The sequence below is a fragment of the Hufsiella arboris genome, from assembly GCF_009834875.1.
GTDB lineage: Bacteria > Bacteroidota > Bacteroidia > Sphingobacteriales > Sphingobacteriaceae > Hufsiella_A > Hufsiella_A arboris.
In genome coordinates, this window is record NZ_WVHT01000002.1 from 593499 (window position 1) to 613844 (window position 20346).

At 41.4% G+C, this 20346-nt stretch carries 18 protein-coding genes; 7 read left to right on the plus strand and 11 right to left on the minus strand.

The window, feature by feature from the left end; genetic code table 11:
- Positions 1–11: 11 nt before the first annotated feature.
- Complete coding sequence (locus GS399_RS06320) at positions 12–968, minus strand: quinone oxidoreductase family protein (protein ID WP_160843744.1); 957 nt, start codon at positions 966–968, stop codon at positions 12–14.
- 209 nt (positions 969–1177) lie between these two features.
- On the opposite strand from GS399_RS06320, the gene GS399_RS06325 reads away from it, so the two are divergent.
- Positions 1178–3160 (plus strand): retaining alpha-galactosidase, encoded by a 1983-nt coding sequence (locus GS399_RS06325; protein WP_160843745.1) that lies wholly within the window; start codon positions 1178–1180, stop codon positions 3158–3160.
- 459 nt (positions 3161–3619) lie between these two features.
- Here GS399_RS06325 and GS399_RS06330 read toward each other — a convergent pair whose 3' ends face one another.
- The 4 genes from GS399_RS06330 to GS399_RS06345 form a co-directional block, all read right to left on the minus strand.
- On the minus strand, positions 3620–3973 hold the full coding sequence (locus GS399_RS06330) for a hypothetical protein (protein WP_160843746.1): 354 nt from the start codon (positions 3971–3973) through the stop codon (positions 3620–3622).
- Positions 3974–4124: 151 nt separating this feature from the next.
- Positions 4125–4982, minus strand: coding sequence for an OmpA family protein (locus GS399_RS06335; RefSeq protein ID WP_160843747.1), 858 nt, complete (start codon positions 4980–4982; stop codon positions 4125–4127).
- A 100-nt stretch (positions 4983–5082) separates the two neighbouring features.
- Positions 5083–5496 carry a YeeE/YedE family protein gene (locus tag GS399_RS06340; protein ID WP_160843748.1) on the minus strand — a complete coding sequence of 138 codons (414 nt, stop codon included), beginning with the start codon at positions 5494–5496 and terminating at the stop codon, positions 5083–5085.
- A gap of 1 nt (position 5497) precedes the next feature.
- Positions 5498–6055, minus strand: a complete 558-nt coding sequence (locus GS399_RS06345) for a YeeE/YedE family protein (RefSeq protein ID WP_160843749.1) — start codon at positions 6053–6055, stop codon at positions 5498–5500.
- Between the two features lie 188 nt (positions 6056–6243).
- On the opposite strand from GS399_RS06345, the gene GS399_RS06350 reads away from it, so the two are divergent.
- Positions 6244–7317 carry a fatty acid desaturase family protein gene (locus GS399_RS06350; RefSeq protein WP_160843750.1) on the plus strand — a complete coding sequence of 358 codons (1074 nt, stop codon included), beginning with the start codon at positions 6244–6246 and terminating at the stop codon, positions 7315–7317.
- A gap of 8 nt (positions 7318–7325) precedes the next feature.
- Here the strand turns inward: GS399_RS06350 and GS399_RS06355 are convergent, their stop codons facing one another.
- Positions 7326–7532: a hypothetical protein gene (locus GS399_RS06355; protein WP_160843751.1), complete on the minus strand. Its 207-nt coding sequence runs from the start codon at positions 7530–7532 to the stop codon at positions 7326–7328.
- Positions 7533–7616: 84 nt separating this feature from the next.
- Entirely contained in the window at positions 7617–7811 is a 195-nt protein-coding gene (locus GS399_RS06360) for a cold-shock protein (protein WP_160843752.1), read from the minus strand.
- 210 nt (positions 7812–8021) lie between these two features.
- Here GS399_RS06360 and gloA2 point away from each other — a divergent pair, with 210 nt between their 5' ends.
- Complete coding sequence (gene gloA2, locus GS399_RS06365) at positions 8022–8405, plus strand: SMU1112c/YaeR family gloxylase I-like metalloprotein (protein WP_160843753.1); 384 nt, start codon at positions 8022–8024, stop codon at positions 8403–8405.
- A gap of 7 nt (positions 8406–8412) precedes the next feature.
- Here gloA2 and GS399_RS06370 read toward each other — a convergent pair whose 3' ends face one another.
- Positions 8413–9897 (minus strand): hypothetical protein, encoded by a 1485-nt coding sequence (locus GS399_RS06370; protein WP_160843754.1) that lies wholly within the window; start codon positions 9895–9897, stop codon positions 8413–8415.
- 377 nt (positions 9898–10274) lie between these two features.
- Here GS399_RS06370 and GS399_RS06375 point away from each other — a divergent pair, with 377 nt between their 5' ends.
- Together GS399_RS06375 and GS399_RS06380 are read left to right on the plus strand one after the other, a co-directional pair.
- Positions 10275–11429 (plus strand): acyltransferase family protein, encoded by a 1155-nt coding sequence (locus GS399_RS06375; RefSeq protein ID WP_160843755.1) that lies wholly within the window; start codon positions 10275–10277, stop codon positions 11427–11429.
- Positions 11430–11533: 104 nt separating this feature from the next.
- Positions 11534–12073, plus strand: a complete 540-nt coding sequence (locus GS399_RS06380) for a hypothetical protein (protein WP_160843756.1) — start codon at positions 11534–11536, stop codon at positions 12071–12073.
- 60 nt (positions 12074–12133) lie between these two features.
- Here GS399_RS06380 and GS399_RS06385 read toward each other — a convergent pair whose 3' ends face one another.
- Positions 12134–12919 carry an alpha/beta hydrolase gene (locus GS399_RS06385; RefSeq protein ID WP_160843757.1) on the minus strand — a complete coding sequence of 262 codons (786 nt, stop codon included), beginning with the start codon at positions 12917–12919 and terminating at the stop codon, positions 12134–12136.
- A 425-nt stretch (positions 12920–13344) separates the two neighbouring features.
- Between GS399_RS06385 and GS399_RS06390 the strand changes: the two genes are divergently transcribed.
- Positions 13345–14736 (plus strand): sigma-54-dependent transcriptional regulator, encoded by a 1392-nt coding sequence (locus GS399_RS06390; RefSeq protein WP_160843758.1) that lies wholly within the window; start codon positions 13345–13347, stop codon positions 14734–14736.
- 263 nt (positions 14737–14999) lie between these two features.
- A complete protein-coding gene (locus GS399_RS06395) occupies positions 15000–17450 on the plus strand; it encodes a heavy metal translocating P-type ATPase (protein WP_369410103.1) in 2451 nt (816 codons plus the stop codon).
- On the opposite strand, the gene GS399_RS06400 is transcribed toward GS399_RS06395, so the two are convergent.
- Both GS399_RS06400 and asnS read right to left on the minus strand, forming a co-directional pair.
- A complete protein-coding gene (locus tag GS399_RS06400) occupies positions 17444–18490 on the minus strand; it encodes an iron-sulfur cluster-binding domain-containing protein (RefSeq protein ID WP_160843759.1) in 1047 nt (348 codons plus the stop codon). The genes GS399_RS06395 and GS399_RS06400 overlap by 7 nt on opposite strands.
- Positions 18491–18525: 35 nt before the next feature.
- Positions 18526–19974 (minus strand): asparagine--tRNA ligase, encoded by a 1449-nt coding sequence (gene asnS, locus GS399_RS06405; RefSeq protein WP_160843760.1) that lies wholly within the window; start codon positions 19972–19974, stop codon positions 18526–18528.
- Positions 19975–20346: the final 372 nt, after the last annotated feature.

A 20346-nucleotide genomic window follows, 5' to 3' on the forward strand; every position in this document is an offset into this window, starting at 1 on the left:
GCTCAATGAAATTACGGTACCATTATTATCTTACCCATATTTTTCCGGCTTTCCAAAAAGTCGTGTGCCACCCGCCCTTCACTAAGCTGAAATTTCGTGATAACAGGCGGCTTTATTTCCCCGGATTTTATCCATTCGAACAATTGAGCAGCGCGGTTTGTCCGCTCTTTATGAGACGTTAAAAAACTCCAAAGATCACCCCCGGTAAGAGTTTTCGACGTATCCATTAACATTCTTGGATCTACTGGTTCGGGATCGCCACCAGACATGCCGTAAAACACAACCCGTCCACGTTCCTTCGTTGCTCTGAAACTGTCATTTAATGTGCTTCCAACACTGTCATAGACGACATCAGCACCACCAGACGTATAGTTAAGTACTTTCTCTACCCAGTCATCTTCGTAAAGATAAACCTGGCAGACGGCCAGGCTTTCGACAAAATTTTTCTTTTCGACACTTGAAACCAGGCCGATAGGTTGAGCACCCAGAGCTTTGACCATTTGTAGTAGCAGCTGCCCAACGCCACCGGCAGCGGCGTGAACCACCGCGAATTCATTGGTTTTGATGGAATGGCTTTCGGTGGCAAGATAATGAGCGGTGAGGCCTTGTAGTAAAACTGAAGCGGCAAGGTCAAAGCTAATCTCTTCTGCCAGTGGTATAATATGATCGGCCGGCACTGCAACCAGCTCTGCGTTAGCGAAGGGAACGTCGGCAAAACCAATACTTAACCCTTCGATAAAATCTGTATCGTTTGAATCAATTATAGTCCCGGCACCTTCGTAACCTGCGATATAAGGAGGAATTCCTTTTAAATGATAATTCCCTTTCCTTCGGTATATGTCGGCGAAGTTCAGGCCGATCGCTTCCATCTTAACCAATACCTCTCCGGGTTTTAAAACCGGATTGCTTACGTCGCGGTAGTTTAAAACGTCGCTTTCGCCAAATTCAGAAAAGGTGAGTGCTTTCATGGTTGATTAGTTAAGGGTTGATCAAAATTACATTCTTTCCCAATTGTTATTAATACACTGCTTACAAACCGCGTCGGTACTTTTTTAACATTTCATAGCCTCTTTTAATCAATCAAAAACTCGAGTAATTGATAATTATACCTTTATGTCACCTGTTTGTACAACTCAAATATGTTTGAACCGGTAAATTCGCCCAAACTTAGAAACACATGAGGAGAATCTTTATAACTATTGCTTTTATTTCGTCAATTGCGCTTAATAGCTTTTCTCAGTCCCAAAAACCATTGCAGCTTAGTTCCCCGGATAAGAAAATCCGGGTTTCGATTTCTGCTTCAGATACTTTGAAATGGTCGGTTAAAATCGGCAGTCAGCAAATTATATCTTTTTCGCCGGTTATGCTTACGCTGCAAAATGGCGAGACATGGGGAAGAAATCCCAAAGTTGTTCGTTCCTCACTAAGCTCGGTTAATAATAACCTGCAAACGCCGTTCTACAAAAAAAGCGTTGTTAAAGACCAGTATTCGCAATTAGTTATTGACTTTAAAAGCGATTACGGTCTTCAGATACGAGTTTATAACGATGGAGCTGCGTATCGTTTTTTCAGCAAGCGTCAAAGCGAAATTATTGTAAAATCAGAGCAAGCTGAATTTCGTTTCGACAAGGATTATAAAGTGTTCATTCCCTATGTTCGTGATTTACGGGTGCCGGGCGATCAGTTCATTTCGTCGTACGAAGCACTTTATGATCATCAGAATTTATCGCAGGTATTCACGGATTCTCTTGCCTTTCTTCCGCTATTGGTGGAGCAGGAGAACGGAATAAAGGTTGGCATACTGGATGCGGATCTGGAAAATTATCCGGGTATGATGATCACCAAAGCTGCAGGCAATTCGCTCAAAGGCACGTTTGCAGGTTATCCGCTCAGCGAAACGCCGGGCGGACATAATAAATTTAATTCTGTCGTTACAAAACGGGCCGACTATATTGCTAAAATGAAGGGATCGGACAACTTCCCATGGAGAGCACTTGTTATCGCGACAAATGATGCGCAATTAGCGAATAATGATCTGGTTCAAAAATTAGCTGCACCGGTCCGTGTTAAGGACGTATCCTGGATAAAGCCGGGCAAGGTTGCATGGGACTGGTGGAACGACTGGAACATTTCACATGTCGATTTTAAGGCCGGAGTAAACACTCAAACTTATAAACACTATGTCGATTTTGCATCGGCAAATAAACTTGAATATATAATTCTTGATGAAGGCTGGAGCGATCCGGTGGATCTCATGAAACTTAATCAGGAAGTGTCTGTACCTGAATTGGTGGAGTATGGAAAGCAAAAAAATGTAGGCGTAATTTTATGGGCGTCGTGGCGCGCGATGATAGAAAACGCCGATGCAATAATGAAGACATACTCTCAACTCGGCGTTAAGGGATTTAAAATTGATTTTTTTGATCGGGATGACCAGCTTTCAACGTCATCTACTTACCTCATCGCAAAAAAAGCGGCCGAAAACAAACTGCTTATCGACCTCCACGGTATTTATAAACCGGATGGCCTGCAGCATACTTATCCAAACGTTGTGAATTTTGAGGGAGTAAAAGGGTTGGAGAATTCAAAATGGACACCGCATGATGATGTTCCGCGGTACGACGCCACCATTCCCTTTATAAGAATGCTTGCCGGCCCGATGGATTATACGCCGGGCGCTATGCGCAACGCGACGAAGCCAAACTTTTATCCTTCCAACTCGATGCCGATGAGCCAGGGAACACGCTGCCACCAAATAGCTATGTATGTCGTTTTTGAAGCGCCTTTGCAAATGCTTGCAGATAACCCGACGAGCTATGTGAAGGAGCAGGAGAGTACGACATTTATCAGTAAAATTCCGACGGTGTTTGATGAGACGATCGCGCTTGACGGCAAAGTTTCTGAGTTTGTGTCGATTGCCCGACGTAAAGGTGATACCTGGTATATCGGTGCGCTGGGTAACTGGGATCAGCGGGATATTGAGCTCGACCTTTCATTTTTAGGTTCAGGAAATTACAAAGCGGAAGTATTCAGCGACGGGCTGAATGCTGATAAAGATGCAACAGACTATAAACGGACTGTCGTAAACGTTTCAGGAGGCGATAAAATTAAGTTACATCTTGCCAATGGAGGCGGCTGGGCTGCAATTATCACAAAATAAGTTACTGAGCAACTACGGTCAGAAGGCCCCCAAAAAGACGGAGCGTTGATTAATTGCGTTTCACGCTCGCTTCAGTGCCTCAGCGTGACGGAGAGGATGGCGGTCGCTCGCAGAACCGTAATTTGCATAAATATCCATAAGCTTTATGACACTGGACAATGGCTGCCAATGATACAAAATCATCTAATCATAATACTGATTTGACATTCTTCATTCCGGAAAAATTGTTTTTGTAACTTCATTTTAACCATATGAAACCCGGCTTTTTTGCCGAAATGAGTTTATAAAATCAAACCTCCAATTATGAAAAATCTAAGTAACGCACTCGGTGCTGTGAGCCTTTCTCTGAACGTCCGGAAATTACTGATTCAATTTTTTACGATTACACCAAAATCTCCGTCGTTGCAACCGGTGCGCGTCAAATCTGTTCAACGATATTAAGTAAGTTCTGCTGATCATTTACATGGTTTCTATCTCATTCGGATGTTTTGGCTGCCAGATCAGGTAGTAGTAGGCTAGGCAAAATACACCGATAAAGAAAGGAATAAGCGCCAAATGTTTATAAGTAAGCCAACTGTAAACAGGCAAGGTGTCGATGGCCATGAATTCACTTATCATCCAGTATGAATTTGCGGTGATCCAGAAAGTAATCGCAAGGTTATGGCATAGCTCAGAAACCATATGCCTGGTGCGGAACGCGATAACAATTGATATGATGAGCGTTGGAAAGATCATCACAATTCCAAGAGGCTTGTAAATAAGACACCAGCCGATGTCTTTAAACAACCAAAATACTATGTGAAGATTTTCCATTTTCCGGTACTTAAGTGGAATTCGATATTCTGCCATCCAGCTAAAATAAAAAGAATCGGAAAATCGCTGAATAAAATAGCCACGATTCAATTTGTGTTTTTAAAACGTTGATTGAATCGTGGCTGTAAACGAATAATGCCTTACTCCAGAATTATTCCTGTTTCGGAGCTTTTCCGATCAGATCCATAAATTGATCGAGCTTAGGAGTAATGATAATCTGGGTACGCCGGTTTTGTGCTTTTCCCGACGGCGAGTCATTGGAAGCGATCGGATTAAATTCTCCGCGCCCACCTGCTGTCAGGCGTTTCGGATCAACGCCGTAATTATTCTGTAATGATTGTACAACAGATGAGGCCCTGAGTGCGCTCAAATCCCAGTTGTTACGAATATTTTTCTGGGCGATAGGAACATTATCCGTGTTACCTTCAATTAATACATCATAATCCTGGTAGTCCTTGATGATCTTTGCAATCTTGCCTAACGTTTCGCCTGACTTATCGGAAATTTCATAACTTCCTGATTTATAAAGCATATTGTCGGCCAGAGAAATATATACTACACCTTTCAGAACCTGAACGTCAACATCCTTCATCTCGTCACGGCTTAACGACCTGGTGAGATTGTTGGTTAACACCATATTAAGCGAATCGCTTTTGTTTTTAGCGTCAATAAGATGTTTAATGTACTTGTTAGACGCATTGATCTCATCAACAAGTTTAGAGATGTTAACATTTCCCTGGCTGCTTGAGGATAAACATTTGTTTAAAGCATCCTGCAAAGCAGTAACATTTTGTCTTTCAGAAGCGATCTGGTCTTCGAGGCTTTTTACTTTACTTGTTGTATAATTAAGTTGCTGCTGGCTCGTCAGAAATTTCTGATTCAAGTCACTTGTCTTGTCCTGTAATTGCTGATAGTTTGTCTGTAGTTCAGCATATTTTTTGTTACTGACGCAGCCAATGCTACAAATCGACAGGATAGCAAGTGCAGATAATAAGGTCGATAATTTCATTGCATTAATAATTTTAATCAATAACTAACGATCCGTTATAAATTTTTGTTTTCCGAAATATTGAAAGCTTGCTTTAAAGTACTTGCAATGCCGAAAATAATTAGTGAGGCAATTTATCTCTGACAAGCCCGTAGAGGTAAGTTCCGGCTAAAGCGCCTAAAACTACCAGTATCATGGGCAAGTATCCGTAACCAATGTTGACGAACATCGGCCCAGGGCAGGCACCGGTTAATGCCCATCCAAGGCCAAATATCGATCCGCCGATAAGATATTTTTTCCAGCTTTTTTCTTTGTCCTTAAACGTAATGGGTAATCCCTGTACGTCTTTCAGTCTGAATTTTTTTATCAGGTAAACAGATGTGGCTCCGACAATTACTGCGGTGCCGATAATTCCGTACATATGAAATGACTGGAAGCGGAACATTTCCTGGATTCTATACCAGGAAACGGCTTCTGACTTGACCATGATAATTCCGAAAAATATTCCGGCGAGTATAAACTTCAATCCTTTCATACTAAAAAATTAAGGGGAACAACAAGTGTGTCATTATTAAGCCGCCGGCAAAGAAGCCGATAACAGCGACAAGAGAAGGTATCTGCAGATTCGACAGGCCGCTAATGGCGTGACCGGAAGTACAGCCACCAGCATACCTGGTTCCAAATCCAACTAATACTCCGCCCACAATTAATATTAATAAGTTTTTAAGCGAGTAGAATTCCGCCAAACCGAAAATTTGAGAAGGGTTCAGATCACCGTCGAATGTTATTCCCAGATTTTGTAAATCCAGTATTGTAGCTTCCGAAAGCTTTAACGGTTCGTCGTTTTTAAGTAAGGTGGCCGAAATTACTCCGCCCAAAACAGAGCCGATTAAAAACAGGAGATTCCATTTTTGAGTCCTCCAGTCGAAGTCGAAAAATTTAACTCTTTTGCCAGCTCCTGCTATCGTACAAATTGTTCTCAGGTTTGATGAGAAGCCGAATGACTTGCCGTAAAATAAAAGCAGAACCATTATAAACGCAATCGCCAACCCGGAGATATACCAGTGCCATGGCTGTCGGAGAATATCGAGCATGTTAGTTGGTTTGTTATTGATGTAAAGATACATTCTAAAAGCTGGTAAGATAAACACGATAGGAGGATACGGCGCACTCGGTAACTAGTTGGATACCGATTCTTTATTTGGCATTTCTATACCTATCTTACGAAACAAACGTTATAATAACAGGTCATATGATCTGTGAGTACCTGAACCGATATACAATGTCTAAAATAAGCTTTAACAACTCCGGCAGTCCTTTTTTTAAATCTTTAAAGCAGAAAGTAAATGGCTATTTTTCAGAAAACCAACTTTCAAAAACAGGCGGCACTAAACTATTTCTTAAGGGATTGTTAATAGCAATGTCTGCCGTAACGCTTTACGTGGTGCTTGTCTTTTTTACACCTCATCCTTATTTGTCAATCGCTTTGTGTGTTGTATTGGGTATAAACTTGTCGGCTATCGGTTTTAATATCATGCATGAAGGTGGCCATGACAGCTTTTCTAAACATAAATGGGTAAATGTTCTGTCGGCCTACTCATTAAACTTACTGGGCGGTACCATCTATTTCTGGAAACAAAAACACAACATAGATCACCATACCTACACTAACATCGATGGGATGGATCATGATATTGACGTAAAATTTATGCGCATGCATAGAGAACAGCCAAGGTTGTGGTATCATAGATTTCAGCACATTTACTGGGTACTGCTTTACGGAATTTCCTATATGGCCTGGATATTATACCAGGACTTTGAAAAATATTTCACTGGAAAGATGGGTAAAAATGGTGTGTCTCGGCCGTTTAATTTTAAGGAACATTTTATTTTCTGGTTAACGAAGGCGGTTTATGCTACCGTATACCTTGTTATACCGGTTCTGATGATCGGATGGTTAGAAACCTTAATAGGGTTCCTGATCTTGAGTGTGGCATGCGGCCTTTCGCTGAGCATTGTTTTTCAGCTGGCACATGTTGTTGAAGAAACCGAATTTCCGGTTCCTGAAAACGAAAAAATTGAAAAGGAGTGGGCTGTGCACCAGATAAACAGTACCGCAAATTTCGCGACAAAAAGCAAAATTGTTTCCTGGCTGTTAGGAGGGTTGAACTTCCAGGTGGAGCATCATTTGTTTCCTGGCATCAGCCATATTCACTATCCGGAAATTAATAAGCTTGTTAAGCAAACTTGTGAGGAGTTTAATGTTGCTTACTTTGAGCATCGCACTATGGCTAATGCATTGTCATCGCATTTAACACATATCAGAAGACTCGGAAAGTATTCTGATATGCAATAAATGCACGTTTAAGTGTTAGATGTTTTACCTACAGAGGGTGATGGGGGGGTCGATGTAATTTCCCCATGTTCATTTACATAAGCCATCATGTTCTGAAGGTCTCCTCCTGAAGAATTTTCCCGCCGTTCCTGCTTACGCTGAGCCTTATCCTCTTTCTTCTTTTGACGGTTCTTCTCTAATTGCTTTTTCATAAAGGTTGCCTGCGATTTTGCCATAACTATAATTTTTAAAATGTAACCTTTAGAACAAAAAAGCACCTGCTTTGGGCAGGTGCTAACGATGAAATTTATAGTGATTTTTTAAATTACTTTTACATTTACCGCGCTTGGCCCTTTTTTACCTTCTTCTAAATCAAACGATACTTTGTCGTTTTCACGAATTTGGTCGATTAGGCCAGTAGAATGAACAAAAACATCGTTTTTGCTATCACTCTGTGAAATGAATCCAAAACCTTTCTGGTTGTTGAAAAACTTTACTGTTCCTTCTTTTTGCATTATATTGTTACTAAGCCTGCAAGTTAAGTAAATATAATGGTAAAGTGAAATAGTGACTTGGAACTGCTTACGTTAACTTGTATCGCTGTGTTCTTAAATTGGACGCAAGCTACCAGCGTTTTTGGAAATCCGGCTGACCATATTGCTTAACATTACATAGCGTTGTATCAACACCGATTTTGTATGTTTGGCCGATTTATTTATTGGCAAATGCTAAAAGGAATTCATCACATTGCAATTATTTGTACGGACTATGAAAAGTCGAAAAGGTTCTATGTTGAGATATTGAAGTTAAAAATAGAGCGCGAGGTGTACAGGGAATCACGTGATTCGTATAAACTTGATCTATCGCTAAACGGATTATATGTGATCGAACTGTTTTCTTTTCCATCTCCGCCGGAGCGTCCTTCTAGGCCGGAAGCTGCGGGTTTACGCCATCTCGCATTCGAAGTTGACAATATAGAAGACATTGTTAAATATTTAAAGCAAAAACAGGTCATTGCCGAACCGGTTCGGATTGATGAATTTACGGGGAAGAAATTTACGTTTATCGCAGATCCTGACAATTTGCCAATTGAATTTTACGAAAGTTAATGACTGATTAAAGTGGTACAACGTTTTCAATCAGGTATAGATTATCCTGGTAATCATAGTTAGTACCGGGTATTCCAAGATAATCGAGCGCAAGCAGGTAAGTGCTTCTGATTATTTTTTGATTTTCGTCTTTTGCACGATAAACCCTTAAGCCAATTTTGCCGTTACTGTTTTTTTTTCGTTCGGAATAATACGACCCTATTTTTAGCGCAAAAGGTTTCTTTGGGTTAAAACCGCCCTTGCCTGGCAGCATGTTTGTTGTAGGCGGCAAAACCATTTGGCCGCCAATTTTTTCAGTATAAAAAATACCTTTATAATTAGTTTGGCCGGGGGTATAAAACATCAGCGTGTCAGAGCTTTCAGTTTTACAACACCCATGGTATGCTGCAAGTTGGACAATTTTAACCGGTAAATTTTTGTTATATGTTTTAAAACAACTTGCAGCAATTTCGTCGCTGAAAGGAACTACATTTTCGCCCTGTAATCCATTGTCAAAATTTCTGAATCCTACCACCGTGCGGTAATTGAGTGCACGTATTATACGTTGAAGATCAGGTTCCCAGTCTCCTTCCGTATTATATTGCCAAAGAGAATGTAAGCCAACCGTTTTAACCGGCGATAAGCTATCATCCGTTTGTAGTTTTAGCTGCCCTTCGACATTGACGCAGGTTGTTCCTATCAGAAGTTGATAATTTAATGTTCTTGCTGCCCTGAGCATCGCAATCTGAAATCTGAAAAGCGCCCGCCAAATAAAAGTTCGCGCCCGCAGGCTAATTTTTTGTGCTGTAAATGCGATCGTAATTGTGGTTGCTTTACCTGGTTGAATAACAATTGGAAATTCGGTCTCCGAGAACTGCTTTCCGTTAACCTTCTTGATCTTCCAAAAGCCATTTTGTGAAAATGCGGCGCTGTAAACCTTCAGATCTTTCGTGCCGGAATTATTCAGACTGATAGTAGCTTCACTATGGCTTAACGTATTTGGCTTGGAAAATTTTTCAAGAAATGAAAAACTCAACTGATCGTTAAGCGGACCATTTAGGTTATTAATATTAAGATAGGCCTGACCGGTGTTGTGTGAGCTACTTTCTTTTGTAAAAACATTATTCGCTTCAGAAAATGTTTTCAGGTCGGTATCGTTTGAAAAATTCCGATAGTAAAAATCCAGTGAAACTCCCGCTAGCAGATTGATTAAAATTAAAGTGATCACTACTTTCCTGCGGCGTTTAGTGTGGATGGTTAAAAGGGAAACTGCGCAGTAAAATAACAGTGTAGCTATGCCAATAAAAATTGGCAGATATAAATTTAAAAGCGCTGTTAACTCATCCGTTTTAAGATCGACTGAAGTAGCAAACAGTTCGGATATGACAATGCTTAGAAGCAAAAATAAAAAGGCGTAGCCGTTAGAAAATTTCTTCGTTCCTGTGTTCACAAAGATTGGCGCCTGGCTGTTTTGATAGGCTATTTTCAATTTGTTTAGGATTTTAAAACTCATCAGGATGTTACTATAGGAGGGAGAGAGCTGGTCGTAAACCTATAGATAACAATGAGTTAAATCTAGCCAATCTTAATTGAAAATCAAATTTGTTATATCACGAAGATTTTCTCATGTTGAGATTTTCGAATGACGAAATTGCTCACTAAATCTACTTTCTGCTTAACCCGTCAAGAATGGTTCGGCGTCTTCCAGTTGATTTAGCCGACGGGATTTAAGTAAAGCATAAGAAGCGCACTTGATAATAGTGGTTAGGAAACTTTGCGCAAACTAATATCTTTACGGCAACTAAATTCTGTTGAACTAACAAACCATGCATGAAGTAAGTTTGCAGGACATTCGAAGAATGTAGTAACCTAACCTATACCAATTTATAAATGAGTACTACTTCATTACCTTCAAAACCTCATTATCCCATCCTTGACGGGCTACGGGGTGTTGCCGCTCTTACCGTAGTGGCATTTCATCTTTTTGAAGCGCATGCTACGAGCCACCTTGATCAATTCATAAACCACGGATATCTTGCCGTAGATTTTTTCTTTTTACTTTCCGGGTTTGTGGTTGGCTATGCATACGACGACCGTTGGGGGAAAATGTCGGCAGGTGGCTTTTTTAAACGTCGTTTGGTGAGGCTTCAGCCGATGGTAGTTATGGGGATGATTATTGGCGCCTTGTGTTTCTACTTCCAGGATTCGGTATTGTGGCCAACGATACATGAGGTTCCGGTCTGGAAACTACTGGTTGTAATGCTGGTAGGCTTTACGCTTATTCCTGTGCCAGTGTCAATGGATATACGCGGCTGGCAGGAGATGCATCCGCTGGATGGCCCGGGCTGGTCGTTATTCTTTGAGTATATCGCCAATATTCTTTACGGGCTTTTTGTACGGAGATTTTCAAAAATGCTGCTCGCCGTATTGGTGTTTCTATCAGCTTGTGCGTTGATACACCTCGCGGTAACAAGTCCCGGCGGAGATGTTATTGGCGGCTGGTCGGTTACACCAGAGCAATTGCACGTCGGTTTCGCTCGGGTGATGTACCCGTTTTTTGCGGGGTTACTGCTTTTTCGACTTGGAAAACTCACTCATATCAAAAATGCGTTCCTGCTGTGCAGCCTGTTAGTTTTCGCAAGCCTGGCAATGCCGCGGATTGGTGGAAGTGAGCACTTGTGGATGAACGGCCTTTATGATTCACTCACTATCATCCTGATCTTTCCGCTAATTGTTTTTCTGGCAGCAAGTGGCGAAATAAAAGGCAGATTTTCTTCGCGCCTTTGCAAGTTCTTTGGTGATATTTCTTACCCTATCTACATCACTCACTATCCCTTTATTTATATCTACACAGCCTGGGTGGCAAACCATAAAATGCCATTCAGGGAAGCATGGCCGGTTGCTTTGCTCGTGTTCATAATATGTATTATCCTGGCTTATGCCTGCCTTAAGTTGTATGATGAACCGATCCGGGCATGGTTGAAAAGGGTAGTATTGGATAAAAACAAAAAGCAGGCTGCTCCACCGGCAAATGTAAGCTTGTAAAAACGCTTTCAAAATTACTTAGCCGGGATACTGTCGCGTCCTGAGATAGCTACAATTAAACTAATGCAGCTATTTTTTTATCTTTGCAAACCTTATCACAAGTTATGCGCTCTCTTGCTTTTGCCTTTTTGTTTGGGTTGCTATTTTTAAATTCATGCAAAAAAGCCTCTAATCCTGAACCGAAATACAACTATTTTCTTAAAATACAATCCAGCGAAGGCAACTTTTCTTATTACCGCGGTGCGAACGAATGGGAGAGTGCCAGGGATTCGATTAGTTTTTCAGGGAATTATGCGATGCCTGGTGCTTACATTTTTTTTACGGTGCGTGATAAATATCCTAAGCTTGAGTTTTGCTTATCGTCAGCAAAACTAAGCGGCGTTGGTAGCTACACGCTAGATCACAGCGGAGATTTTATGTACTTCACTACGGACGACATAAGCGACCATACTGCAACACAAACAGATGATTCCGGAGATACCAATTTAAATCTGAAAATCACCAATATCAGCATTGAAGCAATGGAAGGCTCCTTTGAAGGACGAATATTGCTTAGAAACGGTTTAGATAAGAAATTGATAAATGTCTCCGGTTCATTCAGATCTCATATCCAGTCTCCGCCATTGCCTGTTGACCCGGTATGACAATAGGATAACCAAACCCGGACTGTTAACATCGTGCTGGAAAAATCACTCGGCTGCAATTTACTTTTCACTTAACCAGTTAAGAATGTAATCCGCATCCTCTTTCCAGGTTGGCTGGCCAAGCACATAATGATTTCGGCCCGGAAATTCCTTGTACTCGAGAATCGAACCATTTTTATGATAGGCATTGTAATTTCTTCGATTTAAATGAGCAGGTATAATATTATCGAGACTTCCTGCTGTGATAAGCAAAGGGGCATGGGGCTTATCAAAATCAACTTTTGCCGCGCTTGTCAAACCGCCCCTGGCAACGGTTTTCGATTCGGGGATAACGCTATTTGCGTATGCTATTTTTTGATCTTCCAGGTCCATTTCATTTACAAAAGCATACTGCCAGTCTTTAAACGACATCAGGTAGGTTTTTTTAAGCGACGTGAATAAACCCAATACCTTCCAGCCCGCCTTAAGAAAAGAAAATTCATAAGGAAAAACTCCAAGTGGCGGCACAGGATGGATTACTACGCCAGCTGCTGCAAGATCACGGTTTACGATAATCTGAGTTATCAGTCCGCCTAGCGAATGGCCGATTACAATAGGTTTTTCGGGGAATTTCCTGATAATATCCGCATAATGATCAACTAGTTCCGACAACGTTAATGTAGCCAGATCAATGTCATTTGGTTGCTTGGCTCTCAACTCAGACACTGTTCCCTCTTTGTAAGGCCATGGCGGTGCAATAGCAGAGTAACCTTTGCTTTCGAAATAAGGAATCCACTCGTCCCAGCAATTATTGCTTACAAATGCACCTGTGACGAATACGATGTTCTTGGTTTGGATCGATTTCATAATGATTGTAATTAATTATTTATGTAACGTAAATGGATTTGTCAATCAATACTCTTAACGCCTTAGAAATAATAGTATTTGTGTAAGCTAATAAAGTGCCACTGCATAAAGCGCCCTGATAAGCCGGCTGGAAGCTTTGTCGGAAAAAAACATGATGATATTTCGGCAATTGATGAAATGTAAAGACGGAATTATTGATCAGGATAGGCGCAAAGCTCTCTTTGAAGCGATAAACGTTTTATTCAAATCAATTATCAGCTGAATCACAATAAATAAGCGCTTTCTTTTATTTGGTTTTGCCGAACTGGTTGGAAATTTGACAATAAAAACCTTAGATTTATGAGAGTTTTATCATCGATCTGAAAGCTGGATCTGGCAGGTTTTCTATAACAGGCATTTTTTCAACAGAATAATTCAAATAACCTATGAATAAAAAGATACTCATCGTTGAAGATGAATTCATTGAGGCAAATAATTTAAAGATGATTCTGGAAAAGGCAGGATATAGCGTCTGCACAATTGCCCGATCCGTTGAAATTGCCGTCGAAATAGTTGACCGTGAAAAACCAGATCTCGTTTTACTGGATATTTTTTTAAAAGGCCGCCTTACAGGTATCGATCTTGCGAAAGTTCTTCGCGAAAAAAATATAGCGTTTGTATTCCTGTCAGCTAATTCCAATAAAAAAACCTTAACCGATGCGAAGGCAACGCAGCCATACGGATTTCTTGTAAAGCCATTCCGGGAACGCGACGTTTTGATCATGCTCGACATTGCTCATCAGCTGCACGAACAAAGGATGCAATTACGCAAACAGGAAGTTGCTTTGGTAAAAGAAGAGACTTCTTCTAAAAACGACTGCACCAGGAGCATAATTGGGAATAGCAGCAGTTTAAAAGCAGCATTGGATTATGTGAAGATTGTTTCGCCGACAGAAACTACCGTTCTGATTTTAGGAGAAAGCGGAACGGGTAAGGAACGTATAGCGGATTGCATACACGCCAGCTCTGATCGTAAGGACAGAGCATTTATAAAAGTGAATTGTGCGGCTTTGCCTGCATCGTTGATTGAATCAGAATTGTTCGGTCACGAAAAAGGAGCATTTACCGGAGCTGTCGACCGCCGGATCGGTAAGTTTGAACAGGCCCAAGGTGGAACGATTTTTTTAGATGAAATAGGAGAACTCCCAGCCGAGTTGCAGGCAAAACTTTTAAGGGTACTTCAGGAAAAAGAGATTGAACGCCTGGGTGGAAGAGGAACAATAAAGATTAACGTAAGAATCATTACTGCAACGAACCGAAGCCTGGAAAAAGAGGTTACCGAAGGCCGTTTCAGGATGGACCTGTATTACAGGCTAAATGTATTTCCGATTATAATTCCGCCATTACGCGACCGCAAAGAAGATATTCCGCAGTTAGTTAACTACTATGTAGATCGTTTTTCCGGTAAGTTCGGAAAGAAGATCAACGGGCTTTCGGCTAAGGCGATGAACGCATTGGTAACATATCATTGGCCGGGAAATGTAAGGGAGCTTGAAAATTTAATTGAGCGGACCGTATTGCTTACACTCGGCACAACCATTGAAAACGTGGAAATTCCGACCATGAAAGATGAGCGGACGGTACAGAGCCTGAAAGAGCCTATGCGGATTAAAACCATTGAAGAAAACGAGATCGACCATATCAAGGAGGTTCTCAAAATTTGTAAAGGGAAAATTTCTGGACCGGGCGGAGCCGCTGAAATACTTAATCTGCCTTATTCAACGCTTACATCAAGAATTAAAAAGCTTGGCATAAGAAAGGAAATGCTTTTTAAATAGCGTTTAATAATATTGCCGTTGGCAAACGGACCGCCATCTTCCGGCGACTATGAATCATTTCGCATGGTTTTTAATTACTAAAACTGTTCATTTGTTTTTCGTGTTTATTAGCGAGGACTTGAAAATCGTATAAATTCTTTTCTACCGATATTTAGAAAAATATCGAAAGCCTGAGATGTGCCAGATCAAAGGAATGATGGAAAGAAGGTGTTTTGAATGATAACAGCTCATTTCAGCGATAGGTACTCGTTTTACAAAGATTAATGGAAAAAACACAAATCGACTTAGCGATACTTTTACCAGAAATACCTGATGACCGTGATGCTTGCGTTGTCAGGCTTATCGGGTTAATGAAAACGAATAAAGGAATTAAAGATGTTCATCTTAAAGCAGGTGAAAAAGACAAACACTCAAGCCTTTGTTTTCACTATGACTCTGATCAGACGACGATAGAGCAGGTAAAAAAAGAAGCGGAAAAGGCGGGAGTAACTATTTCAAAAAGGTATAAGCACTTTTTAACAGAGACAGAGGGCGTAACGGATCTGAATCAGGCAATAGCAGTTGAGAATGTATTAAAAAAAACTGCCGGCATTATGGAGGTTTCAGTAAGCGGAACCGGAATAATCAGGGCAGAGTTTGACAATGAGCAAGTCGGCAGGCAAGCGATAATCCGTATCATAGAAGATAACGGATTAAAAGTATTGGCTTCGTTTCAACCCCTGGTAAAGACATCGAATAGTGATAACGAATGTTGTGCTCATGATCACGTATCAGACAATAAAATTGACGATCACGATCACGATCACGACCATGCCCACGATCATGATCATACACATGGTGAAGCTGCGGCAGGTTTTCAACAATACTCGGCGCCTGCGCTAAGTTTTTGTATGTTACTCGCCGGGATCATTGCCGATCATTTTATTCATCCCTCTTTCTTTTCCGGTTGGCTAAGACTGTTGTGGTATTCGCTGGCCTATATTCCGGTAGGCTATCCCGTCGTAAAAAGGGGACTCATCTATGCATTAAAAGGCGATGTTTTCACCGAATTCATCCTGATGGGTATTGCTACCTTAGGCGCGTTTGCTATCGGCGAATACCCGGAAGGTGTGGCTGTAATGTTATTCTATACGATAGGTGAATTATTCCAGGATGCAGCGGTCAATAAAGCAAAACGAAGTATTAAATCCTTGCTCGATGTCAGGCCAAAAACGGCCGCGGTTTTGCGAAATGGCAATTACATACAAATTAGCCCTGATGAAGTTGCAATTGAAGAAACCATACAAGTTAAGGCCGGGGAGCGGGTTCCGCTCGATGGACAGCTGTTAAACGAAAGATCGTCGTTTAATACCGCGGCGTTAACAGGCGAAAGCAAGCCATCTACTATCGAAAAGGGCGAAACGGTTTTAGCCGGGATGATAAACCAGGAAAAAGTTGTAGAAGTAAAGGTTACCAAATTATTTAATGACAGTTCGCTGGCCCGGATCTTAACATTGGTACAGGAAGCTACAACACGTAAAGCAAAAACCGAATTGTTTATCCGTAAGTTCTCAAGGGTTTATACACCGATTGTCGTGTTTCTTGCCACCGCAATTGTTCTTCTGCCGGCATTGATTGTTCAGGATTATATCTTTAGAGACTGGCTTTACCGGGCATTGGTTTTCCTGGTGGTATCATGCCCTTGCGCACTGGTGATTTCAATTCCATTAGGATATTTCGGCGGTATTGGCGCTGCTTCCCGCGCAGGCATTTTATTTAAGGGGTCAAATTTTCTTGACCTGATAGGGAAAGTTAATTATGTGGTGATGGACAAAACCGGTACGTTAACCAAAGGTGTTTTCCAGGTGCAGAACGTTATAAACTTTACAGGTGATAAAACGGACTGGCTGAAGGCGGCGGCGGCGCTCGAATCAAAGTCTACGCATCCTGTTGCAAAGGCGATTGTGGACTATGCTGGTAATGATGTAAACCTTGAAATAAGTAACCCGGAGGAAATTGCTGGCGGCGGCATGAAGGGTCTGTTGAACGGGAAAGAAATTTTTGCAGGCAATAGCAAGTTGATGAAAATGGCAGGGATATCAATACCTGATGATGTAACAGCTCTGACTGATACGGTTGTGATGGTAGCGATCGACGGCGTATTGCTGGGTTATCTTGTGATTGCTGATGAGATTAAAGGCGATAGTAAAGCCGCTGTCGAAGCACTGCACAGAAGAAACATTCAGACTATCATGCTTTCCGGCGATAAACAAACTGTGGTTAACCGGATTGCAAACGAACTTAAAATCGATAGTGCATTCGGTGATCTTCTCCCGGAAGGTAAAGTTGAAAAGGTTAGTGCGTTAAAAGGTGATCCGAAAAATATTGTGGCGTTTGTAGGAGATGGGCTTAACGATGCCCCGGTACTGGCGTTAAGTGATATCGGTATCGCGATGGGAGGATTAGGAAGTGACGCCGCTATTGAAACAGCTGATGTGATTATTCAAACTGACCAGCCATCGAAAATTGCGCAGGCAATCGAAATCGGCAAAGAAACCAATCGTATCGTTTGGCAAAACATCACGATGGCTTTTATCGTTAAAGCAATTGTTTTAATCCTGGGAGCAGGCGGACTGGCAACAATGTGGGAGGCTGTGTTTGCCGATGTCGGCGTAGCCATGTTGGCAATATTAAACGCAATCCGGATACAGAAAAAGAATTTTTCAGATTACTGATCAGTCGTATCAAAATCAATTAAGACATCATCCGTCATCGGATGCCCAGTGCAGGTAAGGACAAGTCCTTTTTGAAGATCCTTTGGTGTGAGAACCTCATTGATAGTCATATCAACCTTACCTGATATACATTTTGCCATACATGTTGCGCAAATGCCACCCTCGCAACTGTAAGGAAGTTCCAGGTTTTGAAGTCTCGCAGCACGAAGTATGGATTGGTTTTTTGTTACACTGACCCGGTAACGCCGGTTTTTGTAAATGATTGAAACTGTGCGGTCAGAATATACTGGTGTTTGGTGAGTTCCGCTGTATAGAATTTCAGGGATGAAATGTTCGGTCTTTATCTGATCTGCATGGAAACCCATAAATATTGCTGTAATTTTTGCCATTCTCATAAAGGTGAAAGGACCGCAAAGCATAAAAACTGCATTTTCATGCCGATACTTCAAACTCTTACCGATCATTTTTTCAAGCAAGCCATTATTCAGTCGTTTCCTTTGTTCGAAATGTAAATTCGGATCGCTGAAAAGGAATTCTACAAACAAATTTTCATATTCATCGTCAAGCCGCTTGATTTCAGCTAAAAAGATTGTTGAGTGTTCATTATGATTGCTGTAGATAAGGTGCAAGGCAGATTGCCGTTCATTGATCAGCAAATTTCTGATATGTGGAATGGCTGGTGTAATTCCACTTCCGGCTATAATAAAATAAATATCACGCTGTATTGAACTTTGCGTTTGTAAGGTGAATCTTCCGGATGGCGGCAAAGCTGTCAATGCTGAACCTTTATGCCAGTTGTCGAAAATATATCGGGAGACAACACCGTTCTCAACCCGTTTCACGATAATCTTTAGTTGCTCACCCGGCAAGGTGACGATGGAATATGATCTCCTGTATTCTTTGTTATTTACAGAAACCAGGAATGTGAGAAACTGGCCGGGAAGAAAGTCAGGTTGATCGTCCGTTTTAAGCAAATAGCTTTTCGCATCGGCTGTTTCATTGATAACTTCGTTAATTGTAAACCGGATAGTTTCTTCCATAAACAAAAAGAGGCTGATTTCTCAGCCCCATATGATTAAAATTCTGCGTTTTTTGGCGTTCTTGGGAATGGAATTACATCCCGGATATTAGTCATTCCGGTTACGAACAAAACAAGGCGTTCAAAACCTAATCCAAAGCCGGCATGGGGCGCGCTGCCGAATCGCCGGGTATCAAGGTACCAGCTCAGTTCCTCCGCAGGAACATGCATTTCGTGCATACGTTGTTCTAATTTTTCAAGGCGTTCCTCACGCTGCGAACCACCTACGATCTCTCCAATGCCCGGAAATAAAATATCCATTGCACGAACTGTTTTACGGCCATGTTCGTCAGGTTCGTTTTGGCGCATATAAAATGCTTTTATCTCAGCCGGATAATTAGTCAGAATTACAGGCTTCTTAAAATGTTTTTCTACCAGGTAACGCTCATGTTCCGATTGAAGATCCGCTCCCCAATCGTCAATAAGATATTTAAACTGTTTCTTCTGGTTGGGTTTTGAGCTTTTCAAAATATCGATCGCCTCTGTATACGTTAAGCGCTCGAAATCATTTTCAAGGCAAAACTTCAGTTTGTCTATCAGGTTCAGTTCCGACCGCTCGTTTTGCGGTTTCTGTTTTTCTTCTTCCACTAAACGCGATGAAAGGAATTCAATCTCGTCACTGCAATTATCAAGTGCATATTTGATAACATATTTCAGAAGCTTTTCAGCCAGATCCATATTATCGTCCAGGTCGTAAAACGCCATTTCAGGCTCGATCATCCAGAATTCGGCAAGGTGACGGGTTGTATTTGAATTTTCTGCTCGGAAAGTAGGGCCGAAGGTGTAAATATCCCCAAACGCCATCGCAGCAAGTTCTCCTTCCAACTGTCCGGAAACCGTCAGGTTGGTTGGTTTACCGAAGAAATCTTCTTTATAATTTACCGTTCCGTCATCATTGCGGGGAATGTTATCAAAATCGATTGTAGACACACGAAACATCTCACCGGCACCTTCCGCATCAGACCCGGTGATTACCGGGGTGTGCATATAAACAAATCCCTGATCGTTAAAAAACTTATGAACGGCAAAAGCCAATGCATGACGCACTTTGAAAACCGCGTTAAAAGTATTGGTACGAAAACGCAGGTGCGCAATTTCTCTTAAAAACTCGAGACTATGTTTTTTTGGCTGCAAAGGGAATTTCTCCGGATCGCTGTCGCCAAGAATTTCCAGATCCTGAACTTTTATTTCAACACGTTGCCCTTTACCAAGCGACTCAACAAGCTCGCCAGTAACCGAAACAGCAGCTCCCGTAGTTATGCGTTTAAGCAAGGATTCATCGGTATTGTTAAAATCGACAACTGCCTGGATATTATTAATACCCGAGCCGTCATTAATCGCAATAAACTGATTATTGCGAAATGTTTTCACCCAGCCCATCACAGTTACCTGCTGGCCAAACTCTGTGGCGTTTAATAAATCCTTGATCTTTGTGCGTTTCGGCATGACAGTTATTATTTAGTATTGCCAGCAAAAATACAAATCGTTGTGAAATAAGCTTGGTCGAAGTGTAATTGAGATTTGAATATTCAATAATGACAAAAGACGCCTCGCAGGACTAGAGATGCCTATTGGAGAAATTAAGCTGGTAGCAGAGATTTGAAGTTAAGTTTCGGGCCGGTAACTAAAGATCCGCAGACGGGAAATATATCCGTATTAATGAACTCGGTTCGGGTTGCGATACTGAAGACGCATGTAATTCTGAAACAATTGTTCCTGTTTTTTTCTTCGGTCGGCTTTTTTTGAACGTTTAATGTAAAGTAAGCTACACGCAGAAATAACCATAAAGGAAATTATAAATAGGGGGAGAGTTTCCTG